This window comes from Burkholderia pyrrocinia (genome assembly GCF_001028665.1).
In the GTDB taxonomy this organism is placed as follows: Bacteria; Pseudomonadota; Gammaproteobacteria; order Burkholderiales; family Burkholderiaceae; genus Burkholderia; species Burkholderia pyrrocinia.
In genome coordinates this window covers 655970-682694 of record NZ_CP011505.1, presented here as the reverse complement: position 1 = coordinate 682694, position 26725 = coordinate 655970, and the positions used below count along the sequence as shown (strand labels likewise).

The 26725-nt window shown below is 63.8% G+C and carries 21 protein-coding genes; 11 read left to right on the top strand and 10 right to left on the bottom strand.

The genetic code is table 11. From position 1 onward, the window contains the following. Positions 1 to 149: 149 nt before the first annotated feature. Together ABD05_RS39595 and ABD05_RS33155 are read left to right on the top strand one after the other, a co-directional pair. Complete coding sequence (locus tag ABD05_RS39595; RefSeq protein ID WP_047904354.1) at positions 150 to 4640, top strand: YadA-like family protein; 4491 nt, start codon at positions 150 to 152, stop codon at positions 4638 to 4640. A 128-nt stretch (positions 4641 to 4768) separates the two neighbouring features. Next, on the top strand, positions 4769 to 5431 hold the full coding sequence (locus ABD05_RS33155; protein WP_047904353.1) for an OmpA family protein: 663 nt from the start codon (positions 4769 to 4771) through the stop codon (positions 5429 to 5431). Between the two features lie 267 nt (positions 5432 to 5698). Here the strand turns inward: ABD05_RS33155 and ABD05_RS33150 are convergent, their stop codons facing one another. The 4 genes from ABD05_RS33150 to ABD05_RS33135 form a co-directional block, all read right to left on the bottom strand. Beyond that, entirely contained in the window at positions 5699 to 6169 is a 471-nt protein-coding gene (locus ABD05_RS33150) for a MaoC family dehydratase (protein ID WP_047904352.1), read from the bottom strand. 62 nt (positions 6170 to 6231) lie between these two features. Further along, positions 6232 to 6741: a carboxymuconolactone decarboxylase family protein gene (locus ABD05_RS33145; protein WP_053060034.1), complete on the bottom strand. Its 510-nt coding sequence runs from the start codon at positions 6739 to 6741 to the stop codon at positions 6232 to 6234. Between the two features lie 99 nt (positions 6742 to 6840). After that, positions 6841 to 7584, bottom strand: coding sequence for an SDR family NAD(P)-dependent oxidoreductase (locus ABD05_RS33140; protein ID WP_047904351.1), 744 nt, complete (start codon positions 7582 to 7584; stop codon positions 6841 to 6843). A gap of 11 nt (positions 7585 to 7595) precedes the next feature. Next, positions 7596 to 7967, bottom strand: coding sequence for a DoxX family protein (locus ABD05_RS33135; RefSeq protein ID WP_238594202.1), 372 nt, complete (start codon positions 7965 to 7967; stop codon positions 7596 to 7598). 132 nt (positions 7968 to 8099) lie between these two features. Between ABD05_RS33135 and ABD05_RS33130 the strand changes: the two genes are divergently transcribed. Both ABD05_RS33130 and uvrA read left to right on the top strand, forming a co-directional pair. After that, entirely contained in the window at positions 8100 to 8495 is a 396-nt protein-coding gene (locus ABD05_RS33130; protein ID WP_047904349.1) for a winged helix-turn-helix transcriptional regulator, read from the top strand. A 184-nt stretch (positions 8496 to 8679) separates the two neighbouring features. Continuing rightward, a complete protein-coding gene (gene uvrA, locus ABD05_RS33125) occupies positions 8680 to 14583 on the top strand; it encodes an excinuclease ABC subunit UvrA (protein ID WP_047904348.1) in 5904 nt (1967 codons plus the stop codon). A 74-nt stretch (positions 14584 to 14657) separates the two neighbouring features. On the opposite strand, the gene ABD05_RS33120 is transcribed toward uvrA, so the two are convergent. Beyond that, complete coding sequence (locus tag ABD05_RS33120; RefSeq protein WP_047904347.1) at positions 14658 to 15392, bottom strand: ABC transporter substrate-binding protein; 735 nt, start codon at positions 15390 to 15392, stop codon at positions 14658 to 14660. 429 nt (positions 15393 to 15821) lie between these two features. Between ABD05_RS33120 and ABD05_RS33115 the strand changes: the two genes are divergently transcribed. From ABD05_RS33115 to ABD05_RS38160, 4 genes are all read left to right on the top strand, one after another. Further along, positions 15822 to 16088, top strand: a complete 267-nt coding sequence (locus tag ABD05_RS33115; RefSeq protein WP_047904346.1) for a hypothetical protein — start codon at positions 15822 to 15824, stop codon at positions 16086 to 16088. Between the two features lie 166 nt (positions 16089 to 16254). After that, positions 16255 to 17256 (top strand): hypothetical protein, encoded by a 1002-nt coding sequence (locus ABD05_RS39175; protein ID WP_238594201.1) that lies wholly within the window; start codon positions 16255 to 16257, stop codon positions 17254 to 17256. 161 nt (positions 17257 to 17417) lie between these two features. Beyond that, positions 17418 to 17630, top strand: coding sequence for a hypothetical protein (locus ABD05_RS33100; RefSeq protein ID WP_047904345.1), 213 nt, complete (start codon positions 17418 to 17420; stop codon positions 17628 to 17630). 231 nt (positions 17631 to 17861) lie between these two features. Further along, the gene (locus ABD05_RS38160) at positions 17862 to 18425 is read left to right on the top strand and encodes a DUF1444 domain-containing protein (protein ID WP_141685026.1); all 564 of its coding nucleotides are present in this window, start codon (positions 17862 to 17864) and stop codon (positions 18423 to 18425) included. A gap of 1283 nt (positions 18426 to 19708) precedes the next feature. On the opposite strand, the gene ABD05_RS33095 is transcribed toward ABD05_RS38160, so the two are convergent. Then, on the bottom strand, positions 19709 to 20191 hold the full coding sequence (locus ABD05_RS33095; protein WP_047904344.1) for a cupin domain-containing protein: 483 nt from the start codon (positions 20189 to 20191) through the stop codon (positions 19709 to 19711). 221 nt (positions 20192 to 20412) lie between these two features. On the opposite strand from ABD05_RS33095, the gene ABD05_RS33090 reads away from it, so the two are divergent. After that, positions 20413 to 21216 (top strand): hypothetical protein, encoded by an 804-nt coding sequence (locus tag ABD05_RS33090; protein WP_047904343.1) that lies wholly within the window; start codon positions 20413 to 20415, stop codon positions 21214 to 21216. A gap of 228 nt (positions 21217 to 21444) precedes the next feature. Here ABD05_RS33090 and ABD05_RS33085 read toward each other — a convergent pair whose 3' ends face one another. The 3 genes from ABD05_RS33085 to ABD05_RS33075 all read right to left on the bottom strand — a co-directional run bounded on the left by ABD05_RS33085 (position 21445) and on the right by ABD05_RS33075 (position 23935). Next, complete coding sequence (locus tag ABD05_RS33085) at positions 21445 to 22350, bottom strand: helix-turn-helix transcriptional regulator (protein WP_047904702.1); 906 nt, start codon at positions 22348 to 22350, stop codon at positions 21445 to 21447. Between the two features lie 241 nt (positions 22351 to 22591). Continuing rightward, positions 22592 to 23617, bottom strand: a complete 1026-nt coding sequence (pstS, locus tag ABD05_RS33080; RefSeq protein WP_047904342.1) for a phosphate ABC transporter substrate-binding protein PstS — start codon at positions 23615 to 23617, stop codon at positions 22592 to 22594. Between the two features lie 51 nt (positions 23618 to 23668). After that, entirely contained in the window at positions 23669 to 23935 is a 267-nt protein-coding gene (locus ABD05_RS33075; RefSeq protein ID WP_047904341.1) for a hypothetical protein, read from the bottom strand. A gap of 509 nt (positions 23936 to 24444) precedes the next feature. On the opposite strand from ABD05_RS33075, the gene ABD05_RS33065 reads away from it, so the two are divergent. Beyond that, positions 24445 to 24759 (top strand): hypothetical protein, encoded by a 315-nt coding sequence (locus tag ABD05_RS33065; RefSeq protein WP_047904340.1) that lies wholly within the window; start codon positions 24445 to 24447, stop codon positions 24757 to 24759. A gap of 126 nt (positions 24760 to 24885) precedes the next feature. Here ABD05_RS33065 and ABD05_RS37080 read toward each other — a convergent pair whose 3' ends face one another. Next, a complete protein-coding gene (locus ABD05_RS37080; RefSeq protein WP_261309990.1) occupies positions 24886 to 25146 on the bottom strand; it encodes an aldo/keto reductase in 261 nt (86 codons plus the stop codon). Between the two features lie 93 nt (positions 25147 to 25239). Here ABD05_RS37080 and ABD05_RS33060 point away from each other — a divergent pair, with 93 nt between their 5' ends. Continuing rightward, the gene (locus ABD05_RS33060) at positions 25240 to 26685 is read left to right on the top strand and encodes a DEAD/DEAH box helicase (protein WP_047904339.1); all 1446 of its coding nucleotides are present in this window, start codon (positions 25240 to 25242) and stop codon (positions 26683 to 26685) included. Positions 26686 to 26725: the final 40 nt, after the last annotated feature.

The window sequence follows — 26725 nt, the reverse complement described above, 5'->3', positions numbered from 1 at the left end:
TCGTGCAGTGTTGTTCGAGCGTTTATTTAGCTATCCAAAGTGAAGAACGGAGCGTCGCAACACGGGCGGGAACGCAGAGGGATGCGTCGTCGCTTGTCGATGCGTTCGCTGTTGCGTCATTCAGCACATGAGAACCGAGGGAACACGAGATGAACAAGTCGTTCAAGTCGATCTGGAACGAAGCACTGGGGGCCTGGGTTGCGGCGTCGGAGCTTGACCGTGCGCGCGGCAAGCGCGTCGCGTCGTCGAGTAGCGTGCCGGAACGCGCCGCGATCGGGGGCGCAGCGACACGCTCGGGAGTGCCTTCTCTCCCGTCGCTACGGCGGCTGGCCGTGCTGATGGCGTCGGCTTATCTCGGCTTGTTCCATGTTGCTGCCCACGCTCAGTACTCGGCGGGCGGCGGGTCGGCAACCGGCGGCGCCAGTTCGATAGCGGTCGGTAACGGTTCGGTCGCGACGCAGGTGAATTCCACCGCATTTGGCAACCTGTCGACGGCAGCGGGCGTTTCCGCCACCGCACTGGGCCCGGGCGCTCATGCGATGGCCGACGCTTCGACGGCCGTCGGCATCAACTCGCAGGCGACCGGCATCAATAGCGCGGCGCTCGGCTCGCAGGCGATCAGCTCGGGAGCGTTCTCGGTTGCCGTCGGTAACCAATCCCTCGCGACGCAGTCCGGCACGGTGGCGATCGGCAGTGGCGCGACCGCGAACGGCGTTTCCGCCATCGGGCTCGGGAACAATGCGACGGCCTCTGGCCAGAATGCAGCCGCACTCGGGCTCGGCGCGGTTTCGTCGGGCCTTGGCAGCGTGGCGCTCGGTTTTTCGTCACAGGCGACTAACCAGGGGACAATCGCGCTCGGCAACCAGTCGACGAGTTCCGGCGCGGCCGCCGTTGCGGTGGGCAGCGGTGCGCTGGCGTCCGGCAATTCGGGTATCGCGATGGGCGTCAACAGCGGCGCGAAGGGCGGCACGTCGATCGCGATCGGCTGGGGCGGCGTTGCCGGCGTGCCCGGATCGGGCACGCAGTCGCTCGGCACGAGTTCGATCGCGCTGGGTTCGAGCACGACGGCCGGCGCCAACCAGGCGATGGCGCTCGGCCTGAGCGCCAATGCGTCGGGCGTCAGTTCGGTCGCGATGGGCGTGCAGGCGACCGCGACGCAGCAGTTCGCGGTCGCGCTCGGCAATCTTGCGCTCGGAAGCGGCATATCGGCGACCGCATTGGGCCCCGGCGCGACGGCGTCGGGCATCAATTCGACCGCAATCGGTATCAACAGCGTCGCGGCGGCGGGTTCCACGGTCGCGATCGGCGCCACCAACTCGGTCGCTGCTGCCGCGGGCGCGGGCTCGATCGCCGGCGGCAACAACTCGAAGGTGCTGGCGGGTATCGGCGCCGTCGCGCTCGGCCAGGGCCAGACGGTCAGCGGCGACGGTGCAGTGGCGATCGGCGACCCGAGCACCGCGATCGGCACCGGCGCGGTGACCGCCGGTTCGAACAACACCGCGAACGGCAACGGCGCGGTGGCAATCGGCAATTCGAACAACGCGCAGGGCGTCGGCTCGCTCGCGCTCGGCAACACGTCGACGGCCGCGGCGGCGGGCGCGGTGGCGTTCGGCGCATCGGCCGTGGCGAACAACGCGGGCGATGTCGCGCTCGGCTCCGGCTCGACGACGGCCGCGCCGAATCCGACGGCAAGCGCGACGATCGGCGGCGTCACGTACAACTTCCAGGGCACGACGCCGACCAGCGTCGTCAGCGTCGGTGCGCCGGGCACCGAACGCCAGATCACCAACGTCGCGGCCGGGCGCATCAATTCGGCGAGCACGGACGCGATCAACGGGTCGCAGCTCGATGCGACGAATCAGGCGGTCAATTCGCTGTCGACGTCGACGGCGTCGAGCATTACGTCGTTGTCGACGGGTGTGTCGTCGTTGTCGACCGGGTTGAGCTCGACCAACAGCTCGGTGACTTCGCTGTCGACTTCCACGTCGACGGGGTTGTCGTCGGCGAACAGCTCGATCACGTCGCTGTCCACGTCGACGTCGACGGGCATCAGCTCGTTGTCGACCGGCCTGAGTTCGACCAACAGCTCGGTGACGTCGTTGTCGACTTCCACGTCGACGGGGTTGTCGTCGGCCAATAGCTCGATCACTTCACTGTCCACGTCGACGTCGACGGGCATCAGCTCGTTGTCGACCGGCCTGAGTTCGACCAACAGCTCGGTGACGTCACTGTCGACTTCCACGTCGACGGGGTTGTCGTCGGCCAATAGCTCGATCACTTCACTGTCCACGTCGACGTCGACCGGCATCAGTTCGCTGTCGACCGGCCTGAGTTCGACCAACAGCTCGGTCACGTCGCTGTCCACGTCGACGTCGACGGTCGTCGGCTCACTGTCGACCGGCCTGAGTTCGACCAACAGTTCGGTCACGTCGTTGTCCACGTCGACGTCGACGGTGGTCGGCTCGCTGTCCACCGGCTTGAGTTCGACGAACAGCACGGTCACGTCGTTGTCGACGTCCACGTCGACGGGCATCAGCTCGTTGTCCACCGGCCTGTCGAGCACGAACAGCGCGGTCACGTCCCTGTCGACGTCGACCTCGACGAGCGTCGGTTCGCTGTCCACGGGCGTCGCTTCGCTGTCGACCGGTCTGAGCACGACGAACAGCAACGTGACGTCGCTGTCCACGGCAACGTCGACGAGCATCGGTTCGCTGTCCACCGGCCTCAGTTCGACGACGAGCTCGATCTCGTCGCTGTCGACCTCGACGTCGACGATCGTCGGTTCACTGTCCACCGGCCTGTCGAGCACGAACAGCAACCTGACTTCGCTGTCCACCGCGACGTCGACGGGCATCGGTTCGTTGTCGACCAGCATCAGCTCGATCGGGTCGAACAACACCAATCTCGGCAACAGCACGGCCGGTGCGATCGGCGGCGGCGCGACCTACAACCCGACGACCGGGACGATCTCGGCGCCGTCGTACGTGACGTACAACAGCGACGGCTCGACGACGATCAACAACAACGTCGGTTCGGCGATCGACAACATCAACGCGCACGGCACCAAGTATTTCCACGCGAACTCGACCGCGCCGGACAGCCAGGCGCTCGGCGTCGACAGCGTCGCGATCGGCCCGAACGCGATCGCGAAGGTGGACGGCAGCATCGCGTTCGGTGCCGGCTCGGTGGCCGATCGCGCGACGGTGCCGGCTTCCGGCACCATCCGCAACGGCAGCGCGTCGATCCCGTTCAACACGGCCGACCAGACGCTGCTGGGCGCGGTATCGGTCGGCGACGCGACGAGCAGGACGTATCGCCAGATCACCAACGTCGCGGACGGCACCGGCCAGCAGGATGCGGTGACCGTGCGGCAGCTGGCCGGCGCGCTGCAGTCGTTCGCGGTCACCACCACGAAGTATTTCCATGCGAACTCGACGGCCGTGGATTCGCTCGCGGTCGGTGCGGATTCGATCGCGGTCGGCCCGACGACGGTCGTCAACGGCGATCACGGCGTGGGTATCGGCAACGGCGCGATCGTCGACGCCACCGCGCCCGGCGGCGTGGCGATCGGGCAGGCGGCGAGTTCCGCGCAGGCCGATGCGATCGCGCTCGGCAGCGGCGCGACGGCCACCGGCGCGCAGTCGGTCGCGCAGGGCGCCAACGCGGTCGCGGCCAGCGTCGGCAGCGTCGCGCTCGGATCGGGCGCGCACAGCAATGCAACCGACGCGCTCGCGCTCGGCGCCGGCGCATCGGCGACGCTCGCGAACAGCGTCGCGCTCGGCGCGGGTTCGCTGACCACGGTCGGCGCACTGACGAACTACATCGCGTACGGGTTGAGCAGCCCGCAGTCGTCGTCCGGCGAAGTGAACGTCGGCAACCGGCAGATCACCGGCCTCGCGGCCGGCAAGAGCGGCACCGACGCGGTGAACGTGTCGCAGCTCGATTCGGTCGCCAACCAGCTGACGACGCTGATCACCCAGCGCACGTCGAACCTCGGCGGCTCGTACAACTCGAATCCCGCCGGCACGAACGTGCCGCCGGGCCCGACGGGGGTGAACTCGTCCGCGGGCGGCTCGGGCGCGGTCGCATCGGGCTCGAACAGCACGGCGGTCGGCAACGGGTCGCTGGCATCCGGCAACGGGTCGACCGCGATCGGGGTCGGGTCGACCGCGTCGGGCGGCAACTCGGCCGCGATCGGCACGGGCAGCAACGACGGCGGGCGGTCGAACGTCGTCGCGGTCGGCTCGGCGGATTCTGCGCGCCAGGTCGTCAACGTCGCGGCCGGCACGCAGGGTACCGATGCGGTCAACGTGAACCAGCTCAACGCGGTGTCGAACCAGTTCACGCAGTCGCTGAACACCGTCAACAATCAGCTCACGCAGATGCAGCAGCAGATTCAGCAGACCGATTCGATGGCGCGCGAGGGGATCGCCGCAACCGCTGCGATCGCGTCGATCCCGCACATGGACCGCGACTCGAATTTCGCGATGGGGGTCGGTACGTCGAGCTTCCTCGGTCAAAAAGCGCTGGCGGTCGGCGTGCAGGCGCGCATTACGGAGAACCTGAAGGCGACGCTGAATGGCGGTTTCAGCGGCAGTCAACGCGTCGTTGGCGGGGGCATGTTGTACCAGTGGAAGTAATTCCGTGTGCCCCGAACCCGTCCGGCGTGTCGCGCCGGACGGGTTCGCCCCGAGTGAGAACGCATCCGCATGCAGCCGCGCTGCCGCGCCGCATGCGAGGTATCGAATCGAATTTCCGGAGTTATCCAGTGAACAAATATTCTCTTGCCCTGCTTGTGTCCGTGGCCTCCCTCGCCGCATGCTCGAGCGCGTCCGGGCCGACGTTCAGCGCGTACGAATTGCAACCGAGAAACGGCGTTCGGACGTTCCGTGTCGATTGTCACGGCATCCTGTCGAGCGAAAAGACCTGCATGAAAGTCGCGACGCGCATGTGCGACAAGGAGCCGGTACGTCTGGTCGATTCGGCGGCGCCGTTCCGCGACGGCGCCGATCCGCGGTCGATCGAGTTCCAGTGCGGCGCGGCGCCCGCGCCGGTTCCGGCGCCGGTGGCGGTCGCGCCTGCCGCCGCGGAAAAGGTCAGCCTGACCGGCGACGCGTATTTCGCGACCGACTCCGCAACGCTGACGCCCGCCGCCCGCGCTTCGCTCGACGCATTGCTGAGCCGTCAGGCGGACCGGCATTTCTCGGTGGTGAAAGTGACGGGCTATACCGACTCGGTCGGTTCGGATGCGCACAATCTTGCGTTGTCGCAACGCCGGGCCGACTCGGTCGCGACGTACTTGCGCGAACATGGCCTGAAGGCGGATTCCGTCACGGCGGCCGGCAGGGGAGAAGCCGATCCGGTGGGCTCAAACGATACCGCGGAAGGGCGAGCGAGCAATCGACGCGTGGAGATCTTGCTGCAGAACTAGCAGGCGGGGTGCCGCGAGCGCTGGTCATCCGACGGCGCTCGCGTGCATGCGGTTCGTTGCCAGGCGGCACTCATGCCGCCGTCGATCGAGAACGTGGTGCAGGTGATGACGGTCGATGCAGTGCCGCGCTCGAATGCGGCGGCGACATTGTCGCACCCAGCCGAGTGACGGGACAGGCGATAGCGTGTCGGCTAGGGGCTCGAGTTCCGCTGCGATCATGGCGAATCGAGATCGCCGCGGAGGGGCCGAAACCCGGGCGCACGACTGTCAGGTTTCCTGACCTTGCAATTTTTCCGCTTCTTTCACGCGTTCCGCGGCGGTCGTCGGCATGACAACCGCCGTACCTTCTACAACGACGAGCCCATTCACTTCGCATCGGGTATCGAGCACGACTCGCCGCCGATTCGCGAGAATCTCCTTGATCGTCACGGTCGCGCATACGGTTTCGCCGAGTTTTACCGGCCGCCGAAACTGCAGATCCTGCGACAGATAGATCGACCCGGGGCCAGGCAGACGCGACGCAATCGCCGCGGAGATCACGGATGCGGACAACATGCCGTGCGCGATGCGGCCGCCGAAACGCGTTCGCTGCGCATAGGCGTCGTCGAGATGCACGGGATTCCGATCGCCGGAGGCGCTCGCAAACAGGAAGACGTCGCGCTCGGACAGAATCTTCAGGAACTGCGCGGTCATGCCCGGCATGAGGTCTTCGAGGTCGTATCCACCTTCGTCGTTCATGGTCTGTTCCTGTGTCGTTCGTACCGATTGGTGTTGATGGGTGCATCGAGAGGCGTCGCCCGCTATGCCGCCGTGGTTTCCTGTACCCCCGCCGCGTGCGAATCTGTCGATGCAAACAGTTGATTTGCCACACGCAATGCCGACTGCGCGGCGAGTACGCCTGCGTGAGGCAGTGTTCCGACGATTGCTTCGACGATGTCTTGCCGCGACGCGCCCAACGAGAGCGCGTCGCGCATGTGCTTGGCGAGCGCTTCCGCATCGGCATTTCGAGCGAGGCACGTCAGGCAGGCGATGGCTGTCAGGTGCCGTGCCTTCGCATGTTCGAACGGTTCGAGGTGCGTCGTCGCGGCGCCCATTTCGTCGATACAACGCGCGATGTCGATCGAAATGTCTGCGATGCCTGTCGGTGCGTACGGTGCGCGCCGATCGCGTTCCAGCGATTCCGTTTCGGCGATTGTGTCTGCTTGCTCTGCAGTCGCGCTGTCTTCTGCTGCATCGAACACGTCAAGCGCGATGCGCGCCACCGGTAGCACGAGCGGCCAGCCGATATAGCCGGTGAGTTGAATCAGCACTTCCGTCTGCTCGCTGCGTGTCCAGCTAAGATGCAGACAAGCCTTCAAGTGATGCCGTACCGCGTCGTGCTGATTCTCGCTGGCAATGACGATCGCGCTTCAGCGCGCGCTGTCGATGATCGAACCGCCGTCCGGCGTGAGACTGTATCCGGTCAGGAACTGTGCGTCCTTGCTCGCCAGGAACAGGACGACAGGCGCGATGTCGTCGTCCGGCGTGCCGAAGCGGCCAAGCGGGTTGGTCGGCGGCGGTACGTCGGCGTCCGCGCCCCACGTCTGCGCCAGCGGCAGGACGTTGTTGACCGTGATCCTGTCGGCGGCCCATTCGCGTGCGGCGGTTCTCGTCAGCGCGCGCACCGCTTCTTTCGCCATGTTGTACGGTCCGTATCCTGCCAGCCCCATGACCCCGGCCATGGACCCGAAATTGATCACGCGTCCTTCGCCGCTCGCTTTCAGGTGCGGGTAGGCCGCCTGCATCATCCTCAGATACGCGATTGGCCCGAGTTCGAAGTTTCGCTGCAGTTGCTCGACCGGCAGATCGACGATCGACGAGAACGGCGCCGATGGATCGAAGGCGTTGTTGACGAGTATGTCGATGCCGCCGCAGGTCGCGGCGACCTTGTCGACAGTTGCCTGGATCTGGTCGGCGTTGCCGAGATCGCAAGGCACGCCGAGTGCGTTGCCGCCGGCCGCCTCGATGTCGGCCACTACCGCGTCGACGTTGGCGGGGGTGAGCGAAACGACTGCTACCGTGGCGCCTTCGGCAGCGAATCGTTTCGCGGTGGCGCGTCCGATTCCTCGACCGGCGCCCGTTACGATGGCAATTTTCCCGTTGAGTCGGGCCATGGCGTTCTCCTTCAGTCAATGGTTGCGTGATGCGTTGTCGCGAGCGCGCCATACGGCGACGGGATGTCGCGCGCCGCGTTTTGCGTGGTGAATGACACGACGAGACAGACGAGGCCGACCGCGGCCGGCAGCGCGCCGCGCGGTTGGCGCACACCGACGTGCGCGAGTGCCGAAAGCAGCAGGTGATAGAGGACGCCGGCGTAGGCGAGATCGCTGAGCGGCACGCCCACACGCGTCAGGATGGCCGCCACGGCGAGCAGCTTCGCGGCGGTCAGGATCGAAACGAGATACGCGGGATAGCCGAACCCGGCAAGGCTCTTGCGAACCCAATCCCGCTTGGCGATGTACAGCGTCGCGGACGCCAGATAGAGCAGCGACAGCAATGCCGTACTGATCCAGTATGCGTAGTTCTCAGCCATTTATTATGGGTTCCTTAAGTTTTTAGGTGTCGACCTGGCTCAAGAATGTCGTCTAAGATGAAAGCCTGCAAGTAGGATGATTTTCTGTCTGTTGGTATGGAAAAGATGACTGATGACGCCGATGAAGTGAACATGCACGACGAAATGCGACGCGCATTTTCGTTGCTGTCAGGCAAGTGGAAACTGGAGATCATGTGGCTGCTCAACCAGCGCGTTTATCGCTTTGGAGAACTACGCAAGACGATTCCGGGCATCACCCAGCACATGCTGACGGCGCAGTTGCGGGAACTCGAGGCGGACGGCCTGATTACCCGCACGGTTTTCGCGGAAGTGCCGCCGCGCGTCGAATACGCGATCACCGCGAAGGCGCGCGGTCTCGGACCGACGATGGAAGCGCTGACAGCGTGGTGGAACGAGTATGGGCGCAGCGTACCGGTCAAGCCGGCGACGCGCGGACGCAAGCCCAACGCGGTCAAGCCGAAGCCGGAATGACCGGACGCGTTGCCGGGGTATCCGCGCCGGCCATGGAAAACTGTATGAATATACAGTATAGTACCCGTCGAAATCGAGCCGCCCAGGTGCGACCCCGGGCGGCACGTGCGCCGCGCCTGCGGGCATCCGCCGCAGCGTTCCGGCACCGTGAACTCTGGCTAACTCATTCAGACGGGCAGGCAAATTGTCATCCAGCAATCTGATCCGCATTCGCGGAGCACGTCAGCACAACCTCAAGAATATCGATCTCGACCTGCGCACCGGCGAAATGACGGTCGTCACCGGCCCGTCGGGCTCCGGCAAGTCGAGTCTCGTGTTCGACACGCTGTACGCGGAAGGCCAGCGGCGCTATGTCGAGACGTTCAGCGCGTACGCGCGGCAGTTCCTCGACCGGATGGACCGCCCGCAGGTCGAGCGCGTCGACGGCGTGCCGCCCGCGATCGCGATCGACCAGACCAACCCCGTACGCAGCTCGCGCTCGACGGTCGGCACGATGACCGAGCTGAACGATCACCTGAAGCTGCTGTACGCGCGCGCGGCCGAGTTGTTCGACCGCAAGACCGCACGGCAGGTGCGACACGACACGCCGGAGACGATCTACGCGGAACTCGTCGCGCGCACGCAGGCGGACGATCCGCGCGTCGTCGTCACGTTCCCGGTCGAGCTGCCGGAAACCGCGTCCGACGACGAAATCACGCAGTGGCTGTCGGCGAGCGGCTATACGCGCGTGCAGGCGCGGCGCGAAGTCGCGTCGCCCACCGGGCCGCGCAAGGTGCTCGACGTGGTGGCCGACCGCTTCCGCGTGCAGCAGGCCGACAAGGTGCGCGTCGTCGAGGCGATCGAGGCGTCGCTGAAGCGCGGCGGCGGGCGGGCGAACGTGTACGTGCTCGCGCCGGAGCCGGAAACCGCCGGCGGCGCGGCCGCGGAGCCGCAGGTGTGGCGCTTCTCCACCGGGCTCCATGACCCCGACAGCGACCTGCGCTACGCGGAGCCGCAGGCGGCGATGTTCTCGTTCAACTCGGCCTACGGCGCGTGCGAAACCTGCCGCGGCTTCGGCCGTGTGATCGGCGTCGATCTCGGCCTCGTGATTCCCGACGCGCGCAAGACGCTGCGCGGCGGCGCGATCAAGCCGATGCAGACGCCCGCATGGAAAGAGTGCCAGGACGACCTGATGCGCTATGCGGCGAAAGCCGACATCCGGCGCGACGTGCCGTGGGCCGAGCTGACGGACGCCGAGCGCGACTGGGTCGTCAACGGTTCGCCGGACTGGAACGGCAAGTGGCAGAGCCAGTGGTACGGCGTGAAGCGCTTCTTCGGCTACCTCGAATCGAAAGCGTACAAGATGCATATCCGCGTGCTGCTGTCGAAATACCGCAGCTACACGCCGTGCGACGTGTGCGGCGGCGCGCGCCTGAAGACGGAATCGCTGCAATGGCGGCTCGGCTCGAAAGAGAATGCCGACGGCGTGCTCGCGCCGGCCGGCCGTTTCATGCCGCGCGGCGTCGACTGGAACCGCGCGCAGCTCGAAGCGCTGCCGGGCCTGACCGTGCACGACCTGATGCTGCTGCCGATCGAGCGCATCCGCCGTTTCTTCGACGACATCAACCTGCCGAGCGCGCTGCTCGACGATGCGCTGAAGCTGCTGCTCGCCGAAGTGCGCACGCGCCTGAAATACCTGTGCGACGTGGGGCTCGGCTACCTGACGCTCGACCGGCAGAGCCGCACGCTGTCGGGCGGCGAGGTGCAGCGGATCAACCTGACGACGGCGCTCGGCACGTCGCTCACCAAAACCCTGTTCGTGCTCGACGAACCGAGCATCGGGCTGCATCCGCGCGATCTCACGCGGATCGTCGAGGCGATGCAGCGGCTGCGCGACGCGGGCAATACGCTGGTCGTCGTCGAACACGATCCGTCGGTGATGCTCGCGGCCGACCGGCTGATCGACATGGGCCCCGGCCCGGGCGAGCGCGGCGGCACGATCGTCTACGACGGCACGCCGGGCGACATCCGTTCGGCGCACACGCTGACGGGCGAATATCTCGGTGGCCGCAAGCATGTCGCGCATGCGTCGAACTGGGCACGCCGGCCGGTCGACGCGGATACGCCGCGCATCGTGCTCGACGGTGCGAGCGAACACAACCTGCGCGACGTGACGGTCGAGATTCCGCTGCAGCGGCTCGTGTGCGTGACCGGCGTGTCCGGTTCCGGTAAATCCACGCTGTTGCAGGACGTGCTCTATCCGGCGATGGCGCGGCACCACGGCAAGGCGACCGAGTCGCCGGGCGCATACCGCAATCTCGCAGGCGCTGACCAGGTGGGCGACGTCGTGTTCGTCGACCAGTCGCCGATCGGCAAGACCACGCGCTCGAACCCGGCGAGTTATGTCGGTGCGTTCGACGAGATCCGCAAGCTGTTCGCGAAGGCGCCGCTCGCGCTGCAACGCGGCTACGGCGCCGGCGCGTTCAGCTTCAACTCGGGCGACGGCCGTTGCCCGACCTGCGGCGGCTCGGGCTTCGAGCACATCGAGATGCAGTTCCTGAGCGACGTCTACCTGCGTTGCCCGGACTGCGACGGCAGCCGCTACCGCGCCGAGATTCTCGAAGTGCGCATCGAGCGCGACGGTCGCGCGCTGAACATCGCTGACGTGCTCGACCTGACCGTCAGCGAAGCGGCCGCGTTCTTTGCGACCGACGCCGAGGTGCTGCGCGTGCTGCAGCCGATCGTCGACGTCGGGCTCGAATACGTGAAGCTCGGCCAGCCGGTGCCGACGCTGTCGGGCGGCGAAGCGCAGCGCCTGAAGCTGGCCGGCTTCCTCGCCGAATCCGCGGCGGCGGTCAACGGCCGCCGGGTCGTCACGGAAGAAGCACGCGTCGCGCGCGCGAAGTTGTTCATGTTCGACGAGCCGACCACCGGGCTGCACTTCGACGACATCGCGAAGCTGATGCTGGCGTTCGGCAAGCTGCTCGCGGCCGGCCATTCGCTGATCGTGATCGAGCACAACCTCGACGTGATCCGCGCGGCCGACTGGCTGATCGATCTCGGCCCGGAAGGCGGCGACGGCGGCGGCCTCGTGCTGTGCGCGGGCACGCCCGACGAGGTAAAGGCCTGCGCCGAATCGCATACCGGCGTGGCGCTGCTGCAATACGACCGCGCGATGGACGCCGAAGCGCCGTTCGCCGACGAAGGCGTGCCGTTGCAGACCGTGCTGAACGCCGCGCGCGAGCGCCGTGCGATCGAAGGCGAGGACGTCGTGCGGATCGTCAACGCGCGCGAGCACAACCTGAAGTCGCTCGACGTCGATATCCCGCACGGCAAGTTCAATGTGATCACCGGCGTGTCGGGCTCCGGCAAATCGACGCTCGCGTTCGACATCCTGTTCCACGAAGGCCAGCGCCGCTACCTCGAATCGCTGAATGCGTATGCGCGCTCGATCGTGCAGCCGGCCGGGCGACCGGAAGTCGACGCGGTGTACGGCATTCCGCCGACCGTCGCGATCGAGCAGCGGCTGTCGCGCGGCGGCCGCAAGAGTACGGTCGCGACGACGTCCGAAGTCTGGCACTTCCTGCGGCTGCTGTACGTAAAGCTCGGCCTGCAGCATTGCATCCACGACGGCACGCCGGTCACGTCGCAATCCGTCGAATCGATCGCCGCGCAGTTGCTGCGCGACCATCGCGGCGAACACGTCGGGCTGCTCGCGCCGCTCGTCGTCAACCGCAAGGGCGTGTATACGGATCTCGCGAAGTGGGCGAAGGCGCGCGGCAGCACGCATCTGCGTGTCGACGGCGAGTTCGTGACGGTCGACCCGTGGCCGAAGCTCGACCGCTTCCGCGAGCACACGATCGAGCTGCCGGTTGCCGACATTGTCGTATCGCCGGACAACGAGGCCGAGTTGCGGCGCGTGCTCGACGAGACGCTCGAACTCGGCAAGGGCGTGATGCACCTGCTCGCGCCGCTCGACGGGCTGCACGATGCGATGCAGAACGATCATTCGACCGCGCGCGTCGGTGCGGTCAAGGTGCTGTCGGTCAAGCGTGCGTGCCCGGTGTGCGGCACGAGCTATCCGGAGCTGGACCCGCGGATGTTCTCGTACAACAGCAAGCACGGCTGGTGCACGACCTGCGTCGGCACCGGCGTCACGCTCACGCGCGAACAGCGCGCCGCGTACGACGACACGGTGCTCGCCGAGGACGGCCGCGGCCGCGAACAGACGCTGCCGTCGGACGAGCAGGAACCGGAAGGCGTCGGCAACGAGCCGTGCCCGGATTGCAGCGGTACGCGGCTGAACCCGTCCGCGCGCGCGGTCACGTTCGACGCGCATCCGATCGTCGAGGTCGCGCAGTGGACGGTGTCGGACACGCGGCGCTGGATCGACGGGCTGGAACTCACCGGGCGCGACGCGCAGATCGCGCGCGACATCGTCAGCGAGATCGGCAGCCGCCTCGCGTTTCTCGAGGAAGTCGGGCTCGGCTACCTGAGCCTCGATCGCGCGGCGCCGAGCCTGTCGGGCGGCGAAGCGCAGCGCATCCGGCTCGCCGCGCAGCTCGGCAGCAACCTGCAGGGCGTCTGCTACGTGCTCGACGAGCCCACGATCGGCCTGCATCCGCGCGACAACCAGATCCTGCTGGACGCGCTGCGCAAGCTCGGCGACAAGGGCAATACGTTGGTCGTCGTCGAGCATGACGAGGACACGATCCGCCGCGCCGATCACATCATCGACGTCGGCCCGGGCGCCGGCAAGCGCGGCGGCACGCTGGTCGCGCAGGGCGCGGTCGCGGATCTCGCCGCGCAGTCCGATTCGGTGACGGGGCGCCTGCTCGCGCAGCCGATGACGCATCCGCTGCAGCCGCGCCGCAGCGTGAGCGTGCCGGGCAAGAAGGGCGGTGCCGCGGTGCCGGAGGCGTGGCTGACCGTGCATGGCGCACGGTTGCACAACCTGCGCGACGTCACGGTCGGCATTCCGCTCGCGCGGCTCGTCGCGGTGACGGGCGTCAGCGGGTCGGGCAAGTCGACGCTCGCGCGCGACGTGCTGATGACGAACCTGCTCGACGCGGTCGGCCGCTCGGTGCTGTCGTCGCCGGCCACGCGGCGCGCGCGCAAGGCCGCGCAGCAGGACGCGCCGGCGGCCAACCGGCGCTCGAGCGTGCTCGCGCGCAGCGCGCCGCGGCCGTCGCTGAACGTCACGCATGCGTGGCAGGGCTGCGAGTCGTTGAGCGGCTGGGAGCAGATCGATCGCGTGCTCGAAGTCGATCAAACGCCGATCGGCAAGACGCCGCGTTCGTGCCCGGCCACCTATATCGGCGTGTGGGACACGATCCGCAAGCTGTTCGCGGATACGCTCGAAGCGCGCGCCCGCGGTTATACGGCGTCGCGTTTCTCGTTCAATACCGGCGACGGGCGCTGCCCCGCGTGCGAAGGGCAAGGCGTGCGCACGATCGGCATGAGCTTCCTGCCCGACGTGAAGGTGCCGTGCGACGTGTGCCACGGGCAGCGCTTCAACCCGGAGACGCTCGCCGTCACGTGGCGCGGCCGGAACATCGGCGATGTGCTGACGATGGAGATCGACGAGGCGGTGGAGTTTTTCGCGCCGATCTCGAACATCGCGCATCCGCTGCAGCTGATGAAGGATGTCGGGCTCGGCTACCTGACGCTCGGCCAGCCGTCGCCGACGCTGTCCGGCGGCGAGGCGCAGCGCATCAAGCTCGTCACCGAGCTGACGAAGGTGCGCGACGACATCACGCGGCGCGGCCAGAAGGCGCCGCACACGCTGTACGTGCTCGACGAGCCGACGGTCGGCCTGCACATGGCGGATGTCGCGAAGCTGATTCGGGTGCTGCACCGGCTGGTCGATGCGGGGCACAGCGTCGTCGTGATCGAGCATGACCTCGACGTGATCGCGGAAGCCGACTGGATCATCGATCTCGGGCCGGAGGGCGGCGTGGGCGGCGGCACGATCGTCGCGGCGGCGCCGCCCGAAGCGCTTGTGAAGGTGAGCGCGAGCCATACGGGGCAGGCGCTGAAGCCGGTGCTCGCGCGTACGGGGGCGGATGAGGGGGAAGCCGAGCGCCAGGGAGAAGCGCGGGTCGGTTGAATGCGGCGCTTCGAATGAGCGGCCCCGGTGTCGAGTGAGACACCGGGGCCGTTTTTATGTCGGGTCGTTTTTGATCAGGCTGGCGGTGCGACGGACGCGCCGGTGATGCCGTGGCGTTGCAGCGAATCTTCGACGAAGCCTGATGCCTTCATTTCCTCGACGAATTCGTTCAGCACCGCTGCGGCCGCCTCGCCGCGGCTTTTCGGCACGCCCATCGCCTGCCGGATCACCATGAACCGCTCGTCGAGCAGGCGCAGGCCTGCCGTCTTAGCGGCGTCGGCTTCGAGCTGCTGTTTTACGCCGGCCGCTACTTCCAGTTGCTGTTCCACGAACGTCTGCACGACGGCCTGCGACGTCGGCGCGCGCACGATCTGCGCGGCTTTCAGTTCACGGGTGAGGAACAGGTCGTATGCGCTGCCCTTGCCGACGGTCACGCGGTTGTGCGGCTGGTCGACGTCGGCGTTCGTGCGGATCGGTGAAGCGTCGCGCACGAGATAGAAACCCTCGATCAACACGTACGGCGCGGTGAATGCGACCGTTTCTCCGCGCAGCGGATCGACCGCGAAGAAGCCGAAATCGGCGCGCTCTTCGGTCAGCGCCTGCACCGATTTTCCGGCGGCGTCGAATACGACGAGTTCCAGCTCGGCCGACAGACGCTCCGCGAACGCGCGCGCCAGGTCAATCGATACGCCGAACGGTTCGCCGGTTGCCGGGTCGCGGTTCGCGAGGATCGGGTTGCCGAGATTGATCGACGCGCGCAGCTTGCCGGTTGGGGCGAAGGCGGAGAGGATGGCGGGGGCGAGGGGCATGAGGGGGCTCGTTGGGGCGGATTGACGGTCGGGGCTGACGGGTGCACCGACGTTGAGCTTATCACCAGGCCGTTGGGGGCAGCGTGTTGCGGTGTGTGCCTGCGCGATAGTTGGTCGCCATGCTATTCGGGTGCACATGATCGCTTGGCACTTCGTTTACGCTCTCGTCAGGGCTGGTGCACAGGTACTGCTGCATCATTGGGGTGACGTTAGCAGGTACGTCGGTGGGTTGCGTGCTCATGTGACCGGGGGAAGTTGCTTTGGTCGCCCGAGTTTACCAGTGGGCCGGACGGGACCGCTCGAAGTTCGCCATCCGGCCAGTTGTCGCCGACGATGGCGAGAGACGGCTACCGGCCAGTTTCGGACACTCGACCTCGGCACATAGATCTCCGACAATCGTGGCGACTCATTCACTCAAGCTCCACATCGATGAAAGTATCCCGGGATTTCGGAATTGTTGTCCGGCGGGCCGCGCTTTCGGCCAAGAACGTCGACTTGTCAACGGTCATGACCGAATTCAATCTGGGTAGATACTTTGACGAATCTGACAATCTGGTATCGCTTGGTCCTTTTTTTGGAGGTGATGCAGCCGACGAATGCATGAGATCTCTGGAAAAGCTTGGCCTCACGTATATCGAAGACTTTTTTATCTTCGAGGGGTTTGTGCCAGACTGGTGCTCGTTCGAGGTATTCTGAACGCGGCCACAGCGAGATGCGTCGGGCTTCGGTCAAGGGCGGACGTTGAAAGGTAAATCTGGCGCCGAAGTCCGGATCGTTTCTGATTGCGTGTAGGCCAGTAGATCGTCGAAAATCTTCGCGCGTATTGAATCGAAGTCTTCAAACTGACGCACGGGAAGCTGCCATGAGAGATCCGAGAAACTCGTTCATTCTGACGGCGATCGATCCTGATCTTCTGTACCCGTGCCTTCAGATCCGATTCGAAATCGACGATGTTGCGGCGCTGCGGCAGCTGGTCGACCCGGACGCCCTGGAGGATGCCGCGCTTGACGATTGGTATCTTCTGTCGCCGATACAGGTCGCCGACGTTTGCGAATTCTTCGCGATCGACTTTGAACACCGTTCACGCGAAACCATCCTCACGAAGTATGTAGAAGCCCGTGTTCCCGTACCGTACCTTGTCCATACCGGTTACGAACTGGCTTTGATGGTGCAAGGGCGTAAACCATTCGGGTTCATCGATTTCGACAGCGAATGCCGGCCGTCGGTCGAACTGAAGGCTCGCTTTGACGAGTATGTGGCTCAAGGTGTCTTGCACTCGCAGGAAATCATCGTCGACGCACCGGTGCGTCAAGGCCGTCCAGCACGTCGAATCAGGCAAGTCCTATATACGCTCAAAGGCGAGGAGTGGCGCATCCCGGCTCTGGAGTTTTTCCGCCAGAATCTCAACCGACAAGGCGACGGCTGCGAAAACATGGAGCGACTGGAGGGTGCGTTGCTTGGTTACGAGCCATGGCAAAACGACTGGTGGATCGACTATCTCGCGCGCAGCGGTAGCAGTCTTTACGGCGCGTCTAGTATCGTTAAGGTGAATCGGGCGCAATTCGACTGGCTCGTTCACGCGGGTTTCCGAGCGCTACCGCCATTCGATGGACCGACGTTCACCCTCTATTCGTCACCCTGGTTCGGGGAAGATGAAATGAAAGCGGCTATGCGGGACGATCCAACGATCGAAGCGTTCGTTCAGTTCAACGGTGGGCGGGCTCACATTTTGCACGCAGCCGATTTTCGGACCGCTGGCCCTTATGAGATTCCGGCAACACTGATTCCGACGATAAACCATCACCTCATGCGCGCGGTAAGGGTCTTGATCCGTCGAAGTGATTGCCTCGAACCTTCTTCGTAAGGACGAGGCCGGCCATGAACGGTCGTTCGACACCGTGACTCAATTCGTCCACAATTGCCCTCGCGAGCATCTCAAAGGCGCATACCAACAAAATGGTTCGCCGTCGCCTGATAACCGTCTATCGACGACACACTAGATCAAACAGATCAGCCGGGGGATATATGACTATTCAGAGTGCAATTGTCCGGGCGGCGGCATTGGCTGCCGTGCTTTACGCCATGAATCGCCTTAAAGAACGGCGCAATGCCGGCGATATCATGGCCAAATCGACGAATGTCACGACCGGGCGCGTTGCAGGGATCGTGACAGGGCTGATCATATTCGCCTTGATTGCATACTCTGAACGGCACCTGATAGCGGCGAGTTTCGGTTAGCAGCGAAGCGCTGCGGGCTTTGACGGAGTGGAAGCAGGATGCTCCTCGACGCTTTGCATTTCCTTTAGAACTGGGCGAAGGTCTGGTCATGGCAGCATGTGCTGACCGCGTCGCGGGGTGGCGGCCGGCCGCGTTCGGCCACAACCAGCCATTCGACATCACGACCCGAATCGTTGACCATCCTCCGAGGATGGTTCTAGCAGTATTTTCGGATTGATTGAATATCGCCCTATGACCGTGAGAGAAGGCGGCATCTGTGCCCGCGCCATCGCTTATCTGAAGCCCTTGGTGCAAGACTCAACGCCAGCAATATCGTTGTCAGGCGAGGACTCGCCTGTTCTCCGTCCTCTAAGTGACGACCTATTGGTTTCGTATGTCGTAGACGCATCTGATCATTTGGCTTTCGTTCAGCACCGGCATCTGGAACAGGAGTGTGTTTCGGCTGATCAGCTTCATTCAATCGCCGTTTCAAATTTGCAGACTCTTGCGGAAGAAAAGCTGGTTGTTCGCGAGTACGGTTCCATGTATGTTGCACTCATGGGAGGTAACTTCGAGGCGAGTCTTCTCACGCTTGATGCCATGTGGAATCACTGGTATGCCCATGTCGCCCCACAGGGCTTTGTCGCGGTTGCTCCAGCGCGTGACCTCCTTGCATTCTGCGACTCATCTTCCGCACAAGGGTTAGTGGAACTTCGGCAAGTCGTAGAGCGGTCCGGGGATTGCGACCATCGACTGCTCCCTCACTTGTACCGACGCATAGCCGGCGCATGGAAGCAACTGCCTGTCACGCCGTGATCAGGGACGGCGATTCAGGCGCTCTGGAATTTAGGCAAGATAGACGCCGAGCCCAATAGGACAGATTCGCGCCTAACGACGATGCGAATGTCCGCTTTCGCTTTCCGCGACTGTCTCTTCAGGGTTGCGGATTCAACCCGTCGATGCAACACACTTGAGGCTGCATAGCAGCGAGGAGTGTTGCATCGACGGGTTGAATCCGCAGTCGTTAGCGGACGATCCTCAAAAAGGCGGGCGTAGGTCTTGGCGTAGGTTTGTTCACAGAGCCTTATCAGATAAGGTGCAGGTACTGCTGCATCATTGGGGTGACGGGGGCAGGTGCTGCGGCGGGTTGCGTGCTCATGTGACCGGGAACAGTTGCTTTGGCTGCCCGAGTTTACCAGTGGCTTCGGCGTTCACGCGCGAAGTTCGCCGTTTGGCCAGGTGCGGGAGATGGTGAGCGGCAGCCAAGCGTTTCCAAACTCTCGCGACGCTAGACAACGAACAAGCAATCACAAAATATCAGAGACGGACCATTAGTACATACCTTCGCCCGGCTTGCACCAGGGCAAAGGTATTGACCGCATCGTAAACGTCACTCCGCGCGTATCGACGTTCGCATTCTGCGCGTGACTAAAATCTACGAAACGGTATTGATTTGGAGGTGGCAGATCGTCGCTGGCTCCCAGTCCAAACTGACGGCAGTGAGGCGTCTCGACACGAATGAACCCGTACTCGCCGTCCGGGCCATTCATATGCCTAGATAGGTCCTTTGATAACCCGATGAGAGTCGCAGCGTTCTGTCCCTGCGCTGTCGAAACGACCGACAAGCCTGTTAATGCAACCAGAATGAGTAGTGACTTCACAAGTTGCCCAGTTGGTTTTTCGCGACGACGCATGATTGTGACACGTTCGATGCCATGCCCTTTTCGGCTAACGACAGATTCTGAAAAGGGTGAGCGTAGGTCTTGGCGTAGCTTTTCGGGCTGATCCTTGTCAGGCAAGGCGCAGGTACTGCTGCATCATTGGGGTGACGTTAGCAGGTACGTCGGTGGGTTGCGTGCTCATGTGACCGGGGGAAGTTGCTTTGGTCGCCCGAGTTTACCCACGGTCCGGACATTCAAGCGCGAGGTACGCCGTGCGGCCAGTTGCCGGTGATCAGGAACGGCGGCCGCTGGTCACATGTGGCCGTTCGCCAATGCTCTCAGGTGGACATTCGAGCGTTGGCTACGCTCGGATACCGGCTATCGAAACGCAGGTTCGATCCGGCAAGTCGTCAACCACTGCGATCCTCCGCGCAAGCGTTAGTCCGGCATCCCGTTATGGTCCCCGAGCGGTCTGTCGGGCCAGTCTACCCAGCGGTCCGCGCGGGTAAGTTCATACGCCTGGTTGAGCGGGTAGCGAATCCGGTTGTCGTCGCGCGGACGTTCGCCGATCACCATCAGCCTGACTTCGTCCTGCGTATTGTTGATGAAGGTGTGGCAGATTCCGGTGCCCGCAGGAAACGCGACGGAGTCTCCTTCGGCAATGGGGTGAAGCACGCCGTCGATCCAGACATCGGGCTTGCCCTCGAGCACGTACACGAACTCCTGCTCGGTACTTTCGGCATGCGGATATGACGTCCGCCGGCCCGGCAGAAGCCTCACGTGATGAATACCGATACGTGTAATGCCGAGCGCGGCGGAGAGCGGCGCGTCCAGCGCCATGGGCTCGGTATCGCCGCGATAACAATGCGCATCCGGTTCTTCGAGCTCAGTCCAATGCTTGATGAAATCGGGGCGGTTCATCGGTGGTTCTCCTTGGCGTGGCTTTTGCAGTTATGCCTTGTCAGGCGGGCTTCAGGTACTGCTGCATCATCGGAGTGTCGCCTGTCGTGCCGGTCGCTGCTGAGCTCGCCGGCCTCCGCTCGGCTGATCGGAAAGGGCTGACCCATTGGTTTGATCGATCGCCATGTCCTCCACGGGACAATCGGCAACTTGGAACTATACTGGGCAACCTGGAGGATTCAATGACCGATCACGAGAGCTTGCATCCGCTACGTCCGTTCCTGAAAAATTGGGTTTGGGAGCACGGCCGAATCGGGACGCGCTATCTGGACTGCGTCGATGGCGAAATCAAGTTCGATGAAGGCAAGAAATCGCATTTCGCAGCCGAGGAATATGTCTACGTGCCCCTTGGCAACGGCGCTGAAGACGATGCATCCGCGGACCGTCCTGCGATCCACGACGCAGGACTTGCCCGGTTTTTGCGGGCTGCTCAGTTGGGTAAGCCAGAGGAAGCCGGTTCCGTAGCGGATGTACAGCGCGCCGTGCAGGATTGCGTGGAGATTGGCCTGTTCAGCGCATATCAATCGGAGGCTCGAAAGGCCTTTGCCCGCTACGCGCAGGAACCGATGTTCGATGACGAGATCCGCGCCGCGGTTGTCGCCGACATCCGGCGTATTTACGTCGGCATGCGGGAGCAACTGGCGCTTTACGATTTCAGTGTGCTTTACGGCTTGCCCATGCCGTTGCTGATCGGAGACACGCCCTTCATTGACTGGCGCGTGCGTGCCAGTCCGGCACTCCCGTTTGTATCGCTTCCGCTGGGACCATACTGCCTGCTGGTAGGCGCGCCGTCGGGCAGGAAAAGCCGAATCGGCCCAGTGGTCTGGAAGGCCGCTGCCACGATGGGTCCGTTGAAGGACCACAACCGCCAGATCGAGGAGCAGGCGCGTCTGTGGCTGGTGGCGACCACGGATGACCAACTCGTCGCTGCACAAAGCCGCATTGCTGCGGCCATGGGCGCCAGGCAAGGGGATGTGAAGCCCTGACCGAAGTCGACGGTAAGCAGGCCGTCGGCGGTGGCTGAGTTGTCAGTGGCCTTTGGGGCACTGACAGTTGCCTTGCGACAGAGTTGGCGCGGGCAGTTGCGTCAATCACACAAAGCCCGCGGCCGGCCCGGAACGGCCCCTTGCCGTGCCGGTTCGAACGTCGGTTTCTGTTGCGTCATGTCCTGAAAACGAACCTGCAAAGCATCGCAGCAGCACCGCGGTGCTCAATCAACGGTTGTCCGCGCGCCATTGACGAGGTGTGACGCCGGTCAGGCGCGTGAATGTCCTCGTGAAGTGGCTTGGGTCCGCAAAGCCACACAAATCCGAGATCATGTTCAGCGGCATGGGGGACGTGCGCAGGTACTTTTTTGCCAGCTCTACGCGTTGATTGATCAGCCAGCGATGCGGGGGCAGTCCCGTGGTCTGATGAAAGGATTTGACGAAATGGCTGCGGGACATACCGCAGGCTTTCGCCACATCGACAAGCGAAATTTTTCCGTTGAGGTGTTCGAACAGAAGCCCTTTTGCCTGCCGCTCCTGCCACGGCGTGAGTTTGCCGGTCTGCTTTTCCTGCTGTGCGCCGATGCCGCCGTACTGATGTGCGATATGCGCCTGGAAAGCGAGCGCGACATGGTCGATGAAGAGTTGCGACGCATATTCGGGCTGCGCCAACGCGGGCAGCAATGATTGTCCGAGGTGATGAATGATCGGGTCGGTTTCACTCAAGTGCGGCGGCAAATAAAGCTGCGGTCGTCGCCGGCCGCCGATTTCATCGGCCGTCTCCTCCAGCGTTCGGCGAGGCAGATGGAAGTGGATGCAATCAAACGCCCCCTTCAGATCCGCCACCCACCTGCGGTCGAGGTCGTGAATCGTCACGGTCCCGGCCTGGTAGGGGACGAAGCGAGCGGCGCGTCCGTCAAGCCACAATTCCTGTTCGCCGAAAGCGCGCAATTGCAACACGATGAGATCGGCGTCTTCGAGGTCATAGGGCGCGGTCCGGCCCATATTTCTCCGCGCCGACTTCAGCCGACTGATGCCGATCTGCGCGAATGGCAATGTTTGGGTGACGACACTCTGCCTCACGTCGGCCGGAATGAACTCGGAAGAAGCGTTGTCCGATTGTGCAGTAGTCATAAACTCGGCGAGAACGTCAAGGATCAAGCCGTGCAGCCTACCAAACCTAAATTACGGCTGCCGCGACGGCGCAAGCGCTGTGCCGGTACCGAGGCAAGGCCAAGATCGGCTGGATTTCGGCGCTTGCTCGACTGGATCGGCCGCTGCTGGCCATAACGGAAATCGGGGAAGGATTCTTGAACAGACGCTTTCGTTTCGCCACGCGACATATCAGGTCGACATCGCATCCCGCCCAACGCGCTCAATCCGTCAGCGCTTTACCGGAGGCGTCCTTGATTTTCGCTTTCCATTGCTTGCGGATTTCGGACACGACCGGATCCGGAAGCGAGATGTAATCGAGATCCGTGGCGGCCTGGTTGCCATTGCGGAATGCCCAGTCGAAGAACTTCAGCGTTTCCGCGCCCTGTTCCGGCTTCTCCTGCTTCGCGTACAGCAGCACGAACGTCGCGCCGACGACGGGCCATGCGTCCTTGCCCGGCTCGTCCGTCAGGATCTGGTAGAACGACTTCGACCAGTTCGCGCCGGCGGCAGCGGCCTTGAACGTTTCCGTCTTCGGCTCGACCACCGTGCCCGTCGAGTTCTTCAGCGCGGTGTAGGTCATGTTGTTCTTCTTCGCGTACGCCCACTCGACGTAGCCGATCGCGCCCGGCAGGCGCTGCACGAAGGCTGCGACGCCGTCGTTGCCCTTGCCGCCGGTGCCCGTCGGCCAGTTGACCGTCGTGCCTTCGCCGACCTTCGACTTCCACTCGCCGTTGACCTTCGACAGGTAGTTCGTCCAGATGAAGCTCGTGCCCGAGCCATCGGCGCGGCGAACGACGGCGATGTCCGCATCCGGCAGCTTGACCTTCGGGTTCAGTGCGGCGATCGCCGGGTCGTTCCACTTCTTGATCTTGCCGAGGTAGATGTCGCCGAGCACCGGGCCCGACAGCGTCAGCTCGCCTGACTTCACGCCCGGCACATTGACGACCGGCACCACGCCGCCGATCACCGTCGGGAACTGGAACAGGCCTGCCTTCGCGAGCTCGTCATCCTTCAGCGGCGCGTCCGAACCGGCAAAATCGATCGTCTTCGCGTTGATCTGCTTCAAACCACCCGACGAACCGATGCCTTGATAGTTGACCTTGCCGCCGCCCGCCTTCTTGTACGCTTCGGCCCATTTTGTGTAAATCGGCGTGGCAAACGTACTCCCTGCACCGGTGATATCGGCAGCTCGAGCGGAGAGGGCAACAAGCGCGAGGGCGCAGGGAACCAGGATCCGGATGTTCATGTGTTACCTCCTGTCTACGGTCGGCATGCGGGCCCACACGCTGGTTTCGATCTAGAAGTCTGATTTGTCGAGCTGGATGTGGCGGCCGTCGTTCGGCAATGCATGTCGGTTGACCGCGACCGTGATCTTCTCGCGATTGCTTTCAAATGCAGTGAGCAACTGCTCGGGTGTCGCCGTGTCTGCGCCGAGCTTGTCTCGAATGATGTCGGACGGGAGCTTGATCGCAACGTACCCCCAACCGGTGCCATAGGCAGAGAACGACAGGCTCAGATCGTCGCAGACGATCGGGCATGTCAGACGAGTGGCGAGGTCCGTCATGGCGTGCGGTGAGTGGTCTCGCATCGGAGGGTGATAGGAGTATTGCATCTGGATGTGAAAACTCAAGGTGCGTGCAACTGCCGGAAACGCTCAGTTCCCGTCACTTGCCGCGATGGAGGCCAACGCTCGATCGCCGTCGCGCTGGGCAGTGTCTTCAGCGGAAAAGACGTGCTCGCTGAATGCGATCAGTTTGAAGCCGCTTCCCGTGGAGCGAGGAACCGTGATGCCCCAATGCCAACCCCCATCTTGTTCGAATACGTGGAGGGCGGGGGGCGCCTGGCTCGGTGCGGGTGAAGAAGTCGTCATGGCGTGCTCTCCCGTCATGGGGCGACTGCGGGGCAACTACATCGAAGGTGCGAACTCAGTCTACGGGCATTTTTGCTGCGCCGCAATATACGAGTTGCTGTAAAAGTTCCGATGCGCCAAGCGTCACAATTTTGAAATACCGATATGCGCCGTGAGAGCTTGCTGGCATATTGATGTGACGATTGTGATTCTTCGGAGGCGTCATGGACAGCGGTTCGCTTGTTTGGGCAGGAGTGCCGCACAACAGCGATGGTGTGGTCTTCCAGGTTCGCGTGGGGCGCGGCCTTCAGCGCTTTCATATTGCGCGGATGGTTCTTGAGAGGGCGCTCGATCTCGAGCGACTGGCGTCCGATGCGCGACAGCTCGAGTGCTTTTATGAACACCTGGGGCCGATCCTGGGTGCCGCCAGGAAGACGCGCTCGAGTGCCAAGGCGGATACGGTCCCTCTGAACATTTCCGATTTCGTCCGAGTGGGCAAGACGCGGGCAGGGCAGGATTCCTTGGCGGCGACACGATAAGCGCCGTAGAGAGGTTGACGAGTTTTAAGGCCTGACGACCGAGCGCAGCGAACCCGACGCATGCGCGTTACCACTTTCGGCGAAGGGGCGGCCGGCTTGATTGGCCGGACGCCCCCCGATCGCGTATCAAAGGCCGAGTTTCCGTTCGCTCATCCACTTCACGATCGCCGGATCGCGATGGGAGAAGAAGCTGCTCGTGCCGGTCTCCAGCGTAGCGATGGCCTGCATGTCTTCCTCGGACAGTTCGAAGTCGAATACGGCCAGGTTTTCCAGCATCCGCTCCTTTCGCACGGACTTCGCCAGAGCGACGATTCCACGCTGAACCACCCATCGCAGCACGACTTGTCCCACGGACTTGCCGTGGCCCGGCACCGCTACGTTTTTCAGTGGCGACCGACGTCGATCTTTCCGACCATTGACGTGCGCGGTGCAATCGGAGCGGTAACCGCTAGAATTGCGGTTTTAGCCCGGAATGCCCCCATGTCTTTTGCCTCGCTTGGCCTGATCGATCCCCTGCTGCGTAATGTGCAGGACCGCAATTACCAGACACCCACGCCGGTGCAGGCCAAGGCGATTCCTGCAGTGCTCAGCGGCAAGGACGTCATGGCCGCGGCACAGACCGGCACCGGCAAGACGGCGGGTTTCGCGCTTCCCCTGTTGCAGCGGCTGGTGCAACACGGGCCGGCGGTGTCCAGCAACCGCGTGCGCGTTCTGGTGCTGGTGCCCACGCGTGAGCTGGCTGAACAGGTGCTGCAAAGCTTTGTCGATTACGGCAAAGGCCTCGACTTGCGATTTCTGGCCGCCTACGGCGGTGTGAGCATCAACCCGCAGATGATGAAGTTGCGCAAGGGCGTGGATGTGCTCGTTGCCACGCCGGGCCGTTTGCTGGATCTCAATCGCCAGAACGCAGTGCAGTTCGATCAGGTACAAACGCTGGTGCTGGATGAAGCCGACCGCATGCTGGATCTCGGCTTTGCGCGCGAACTCAATGCTGTCTTTGCTGCGTTGCCCACCCAGCGCCAGACTCTGCTGTTCTCCGCCACGTTTACCGACGATATCCGCACGATGGCGGCGGGCATTCTGCGCGGCCCGGTCAATATCAGCGTCAGCCCGCCCAATGTCACGGCCAGCAAGATCAAGCAGTGGGTGGTGACGGTGGATAAAAGGAACAAGCCCGACCTCTTCATGCACCTCGTGGCCGAGAACAACTGGGAGCACGCGCTGGTGTTCGTCAAAACCCGCAAAGGCGTGGATTACCTGGCGGCCATGCTGGATGAAGCGGGCTATGCGATCGACACCATCCACGGCGACAAACCGCAACCCGCGCGCCTGCGTGCGCTGGAGCGCTTCAAGACGGGCGAAGTCAATATGCTGGTCGCCACCGATGTGGCTGCGCGCGGGCTGGATATCGACGATCTGCCGCTGGTGATCAACGTCGATCTGCCGATCGTGGCGCAAGACTATGTGCACCGTATCGGCCGTACCGGCCGCGCGGGCGCCAGCGGCGTGGCGGTGTCCCTCGTGTGTGCCGACGAAGCGCCGCAACTGGCCGCGATCGAAGCGCTGATCCGGCAAACGCTGCCCCGTGAAGAAGAGCCGGGTTTTGAAGCCGAACACCGCGTGCCGGAAACCAGCGCAACGGGCCAGATCGTCAAGAAGCCCAAAAAGCCGAAGAAGCCCAAAGTGCCGCAAGCTGCGTCGGGCGCCACGCAGGTGCCCGGCAAAAAGCCGCGCCCGCAAGGCGGCGAAAACAAACGCAAGCCTGCGGCGCAGCGCGCAGTAGCCGCAGGTAAAGGCGCAGGTTTGTCCAGCGGTAACCCATTCGGCGTGCAGAAGCCACGCAGCAAACCCGCCGGCAAGTCGGCCGCGGGTTCACGCAAGCCGGCTGGCAAGCCCGCTGGTGGCCGCGGCAAACGTCAGCCCTGATCCGTGGGAATGAGTCACGCCGGCGCTGTTCCAGCGCTGG

Coding starts and splice junctions, on each gene's coding strand:
- ABD05_RS39595 (WP_047904354.1), top strand. CDS start 150: ATGAACAAGTCGTTCAAGTCGATCTGGAACGAAGCACTGGGGGCCTGG.
- ABD05_RS33095 (WP_047904344.1), bottom strand. CDS start 20,191: ATGAACCGCCCCGATTTCATCAAGCATTGGACTGAGCTCGAAGAACCG.
- ABD05_RS33075 (WP_047904341.1), bottom strand. CDS start 23,935: ATGACGGACCTCGCCACTCGTCTGACATGCCCGATCGTCTGCGACGAT.
- ABD05_RS33085 (WP_047904702.1), bottom strand. CDS start 22,350: ATGACTACTGCACAATCGGACAACGCTTCTTCCGAGTTCATTCCGGCC.
- ABD05_RS33120 (WP_047904347.1), bottom strand. CDS start 15,392: ATGCCCCTCGCCCCCGCCATCCTCTCCGCCTTCGCCCCAACCGGCAAG.
- ABD05_RS33100 (WP_047904345.1), top strand. CDS start 17,418: ATGACTATTCAGAGTGCAATTGTCCGGGCGGCGGCATTGGCTGCCGTG.
- ABD05_RS33130 (WP_047904349.1), top strand. CDS start 8,100: ATGGAAAAGATGACTGATGACGCCGATGAAGTGAACATGCACGACGAA.
- ABD05_RS33060 (WP_047904339.1), top strand. CDS start 25,240: ATGTCTTTTGCCTCGCTTGGCCTGATCGATCCCCTGCTGCGTAATGTG.
- pstS (WP_047904342.1), bottom strand. CDS start 23,617: ATGAACATCCGGATCCTGGTTCCCTGCGCCCTCGCGCTTGTTGCCCTC.
- ABD05_RS33065 (WP_047904340.1), top strand. CDS start 24,445: ATGGACAGCGGTTCGCTTGTTTGGGCAGGAGTGCCGCACAACAGCGAT.
- ABD05_RS33090 (WP_047904343.1), top strand. CDS start 20,413: ATGACCGATCACGAGAGCTTGCATCCGCTACGTCCGTTCCTGAAAAAT.
- ABD05_RS33115 (WP_047904346.1), top strand. CDS start 15,822: ATGAAAGTATCCCGGGATTTCGGAATTGTTGTCCGGCGGGCCGCGCTT.
- ABD05_RS38160 (WP_141685026.1), top strand. CDS start 17,862: ATGACCGTGAGAGAAGGCGGCATCTGTGCCCGCGCCATCGCTTATCTG.
- ABD05_RS33150 (WP_047904352.1), bottom strand. CDS start 6,169: ATGAACGACGAAGGTGGATACGACCTCGAAGACCTCATGCCGGGCATG.
- ABD05_RS39175 (WP_238594201.1), top strand. CDS start 16,255: ATGAGAGATCCGAGAAACTCGTTCATTCTGACGGCGATCGATCCTGAT.
- ABD05_RS33140 (WP_047904351.1), bottom strand. CDS start 7,584: ATGGCCCGACTCAACGGGAAAATTGCCATCGTAACGGGCGCCGGTCGA.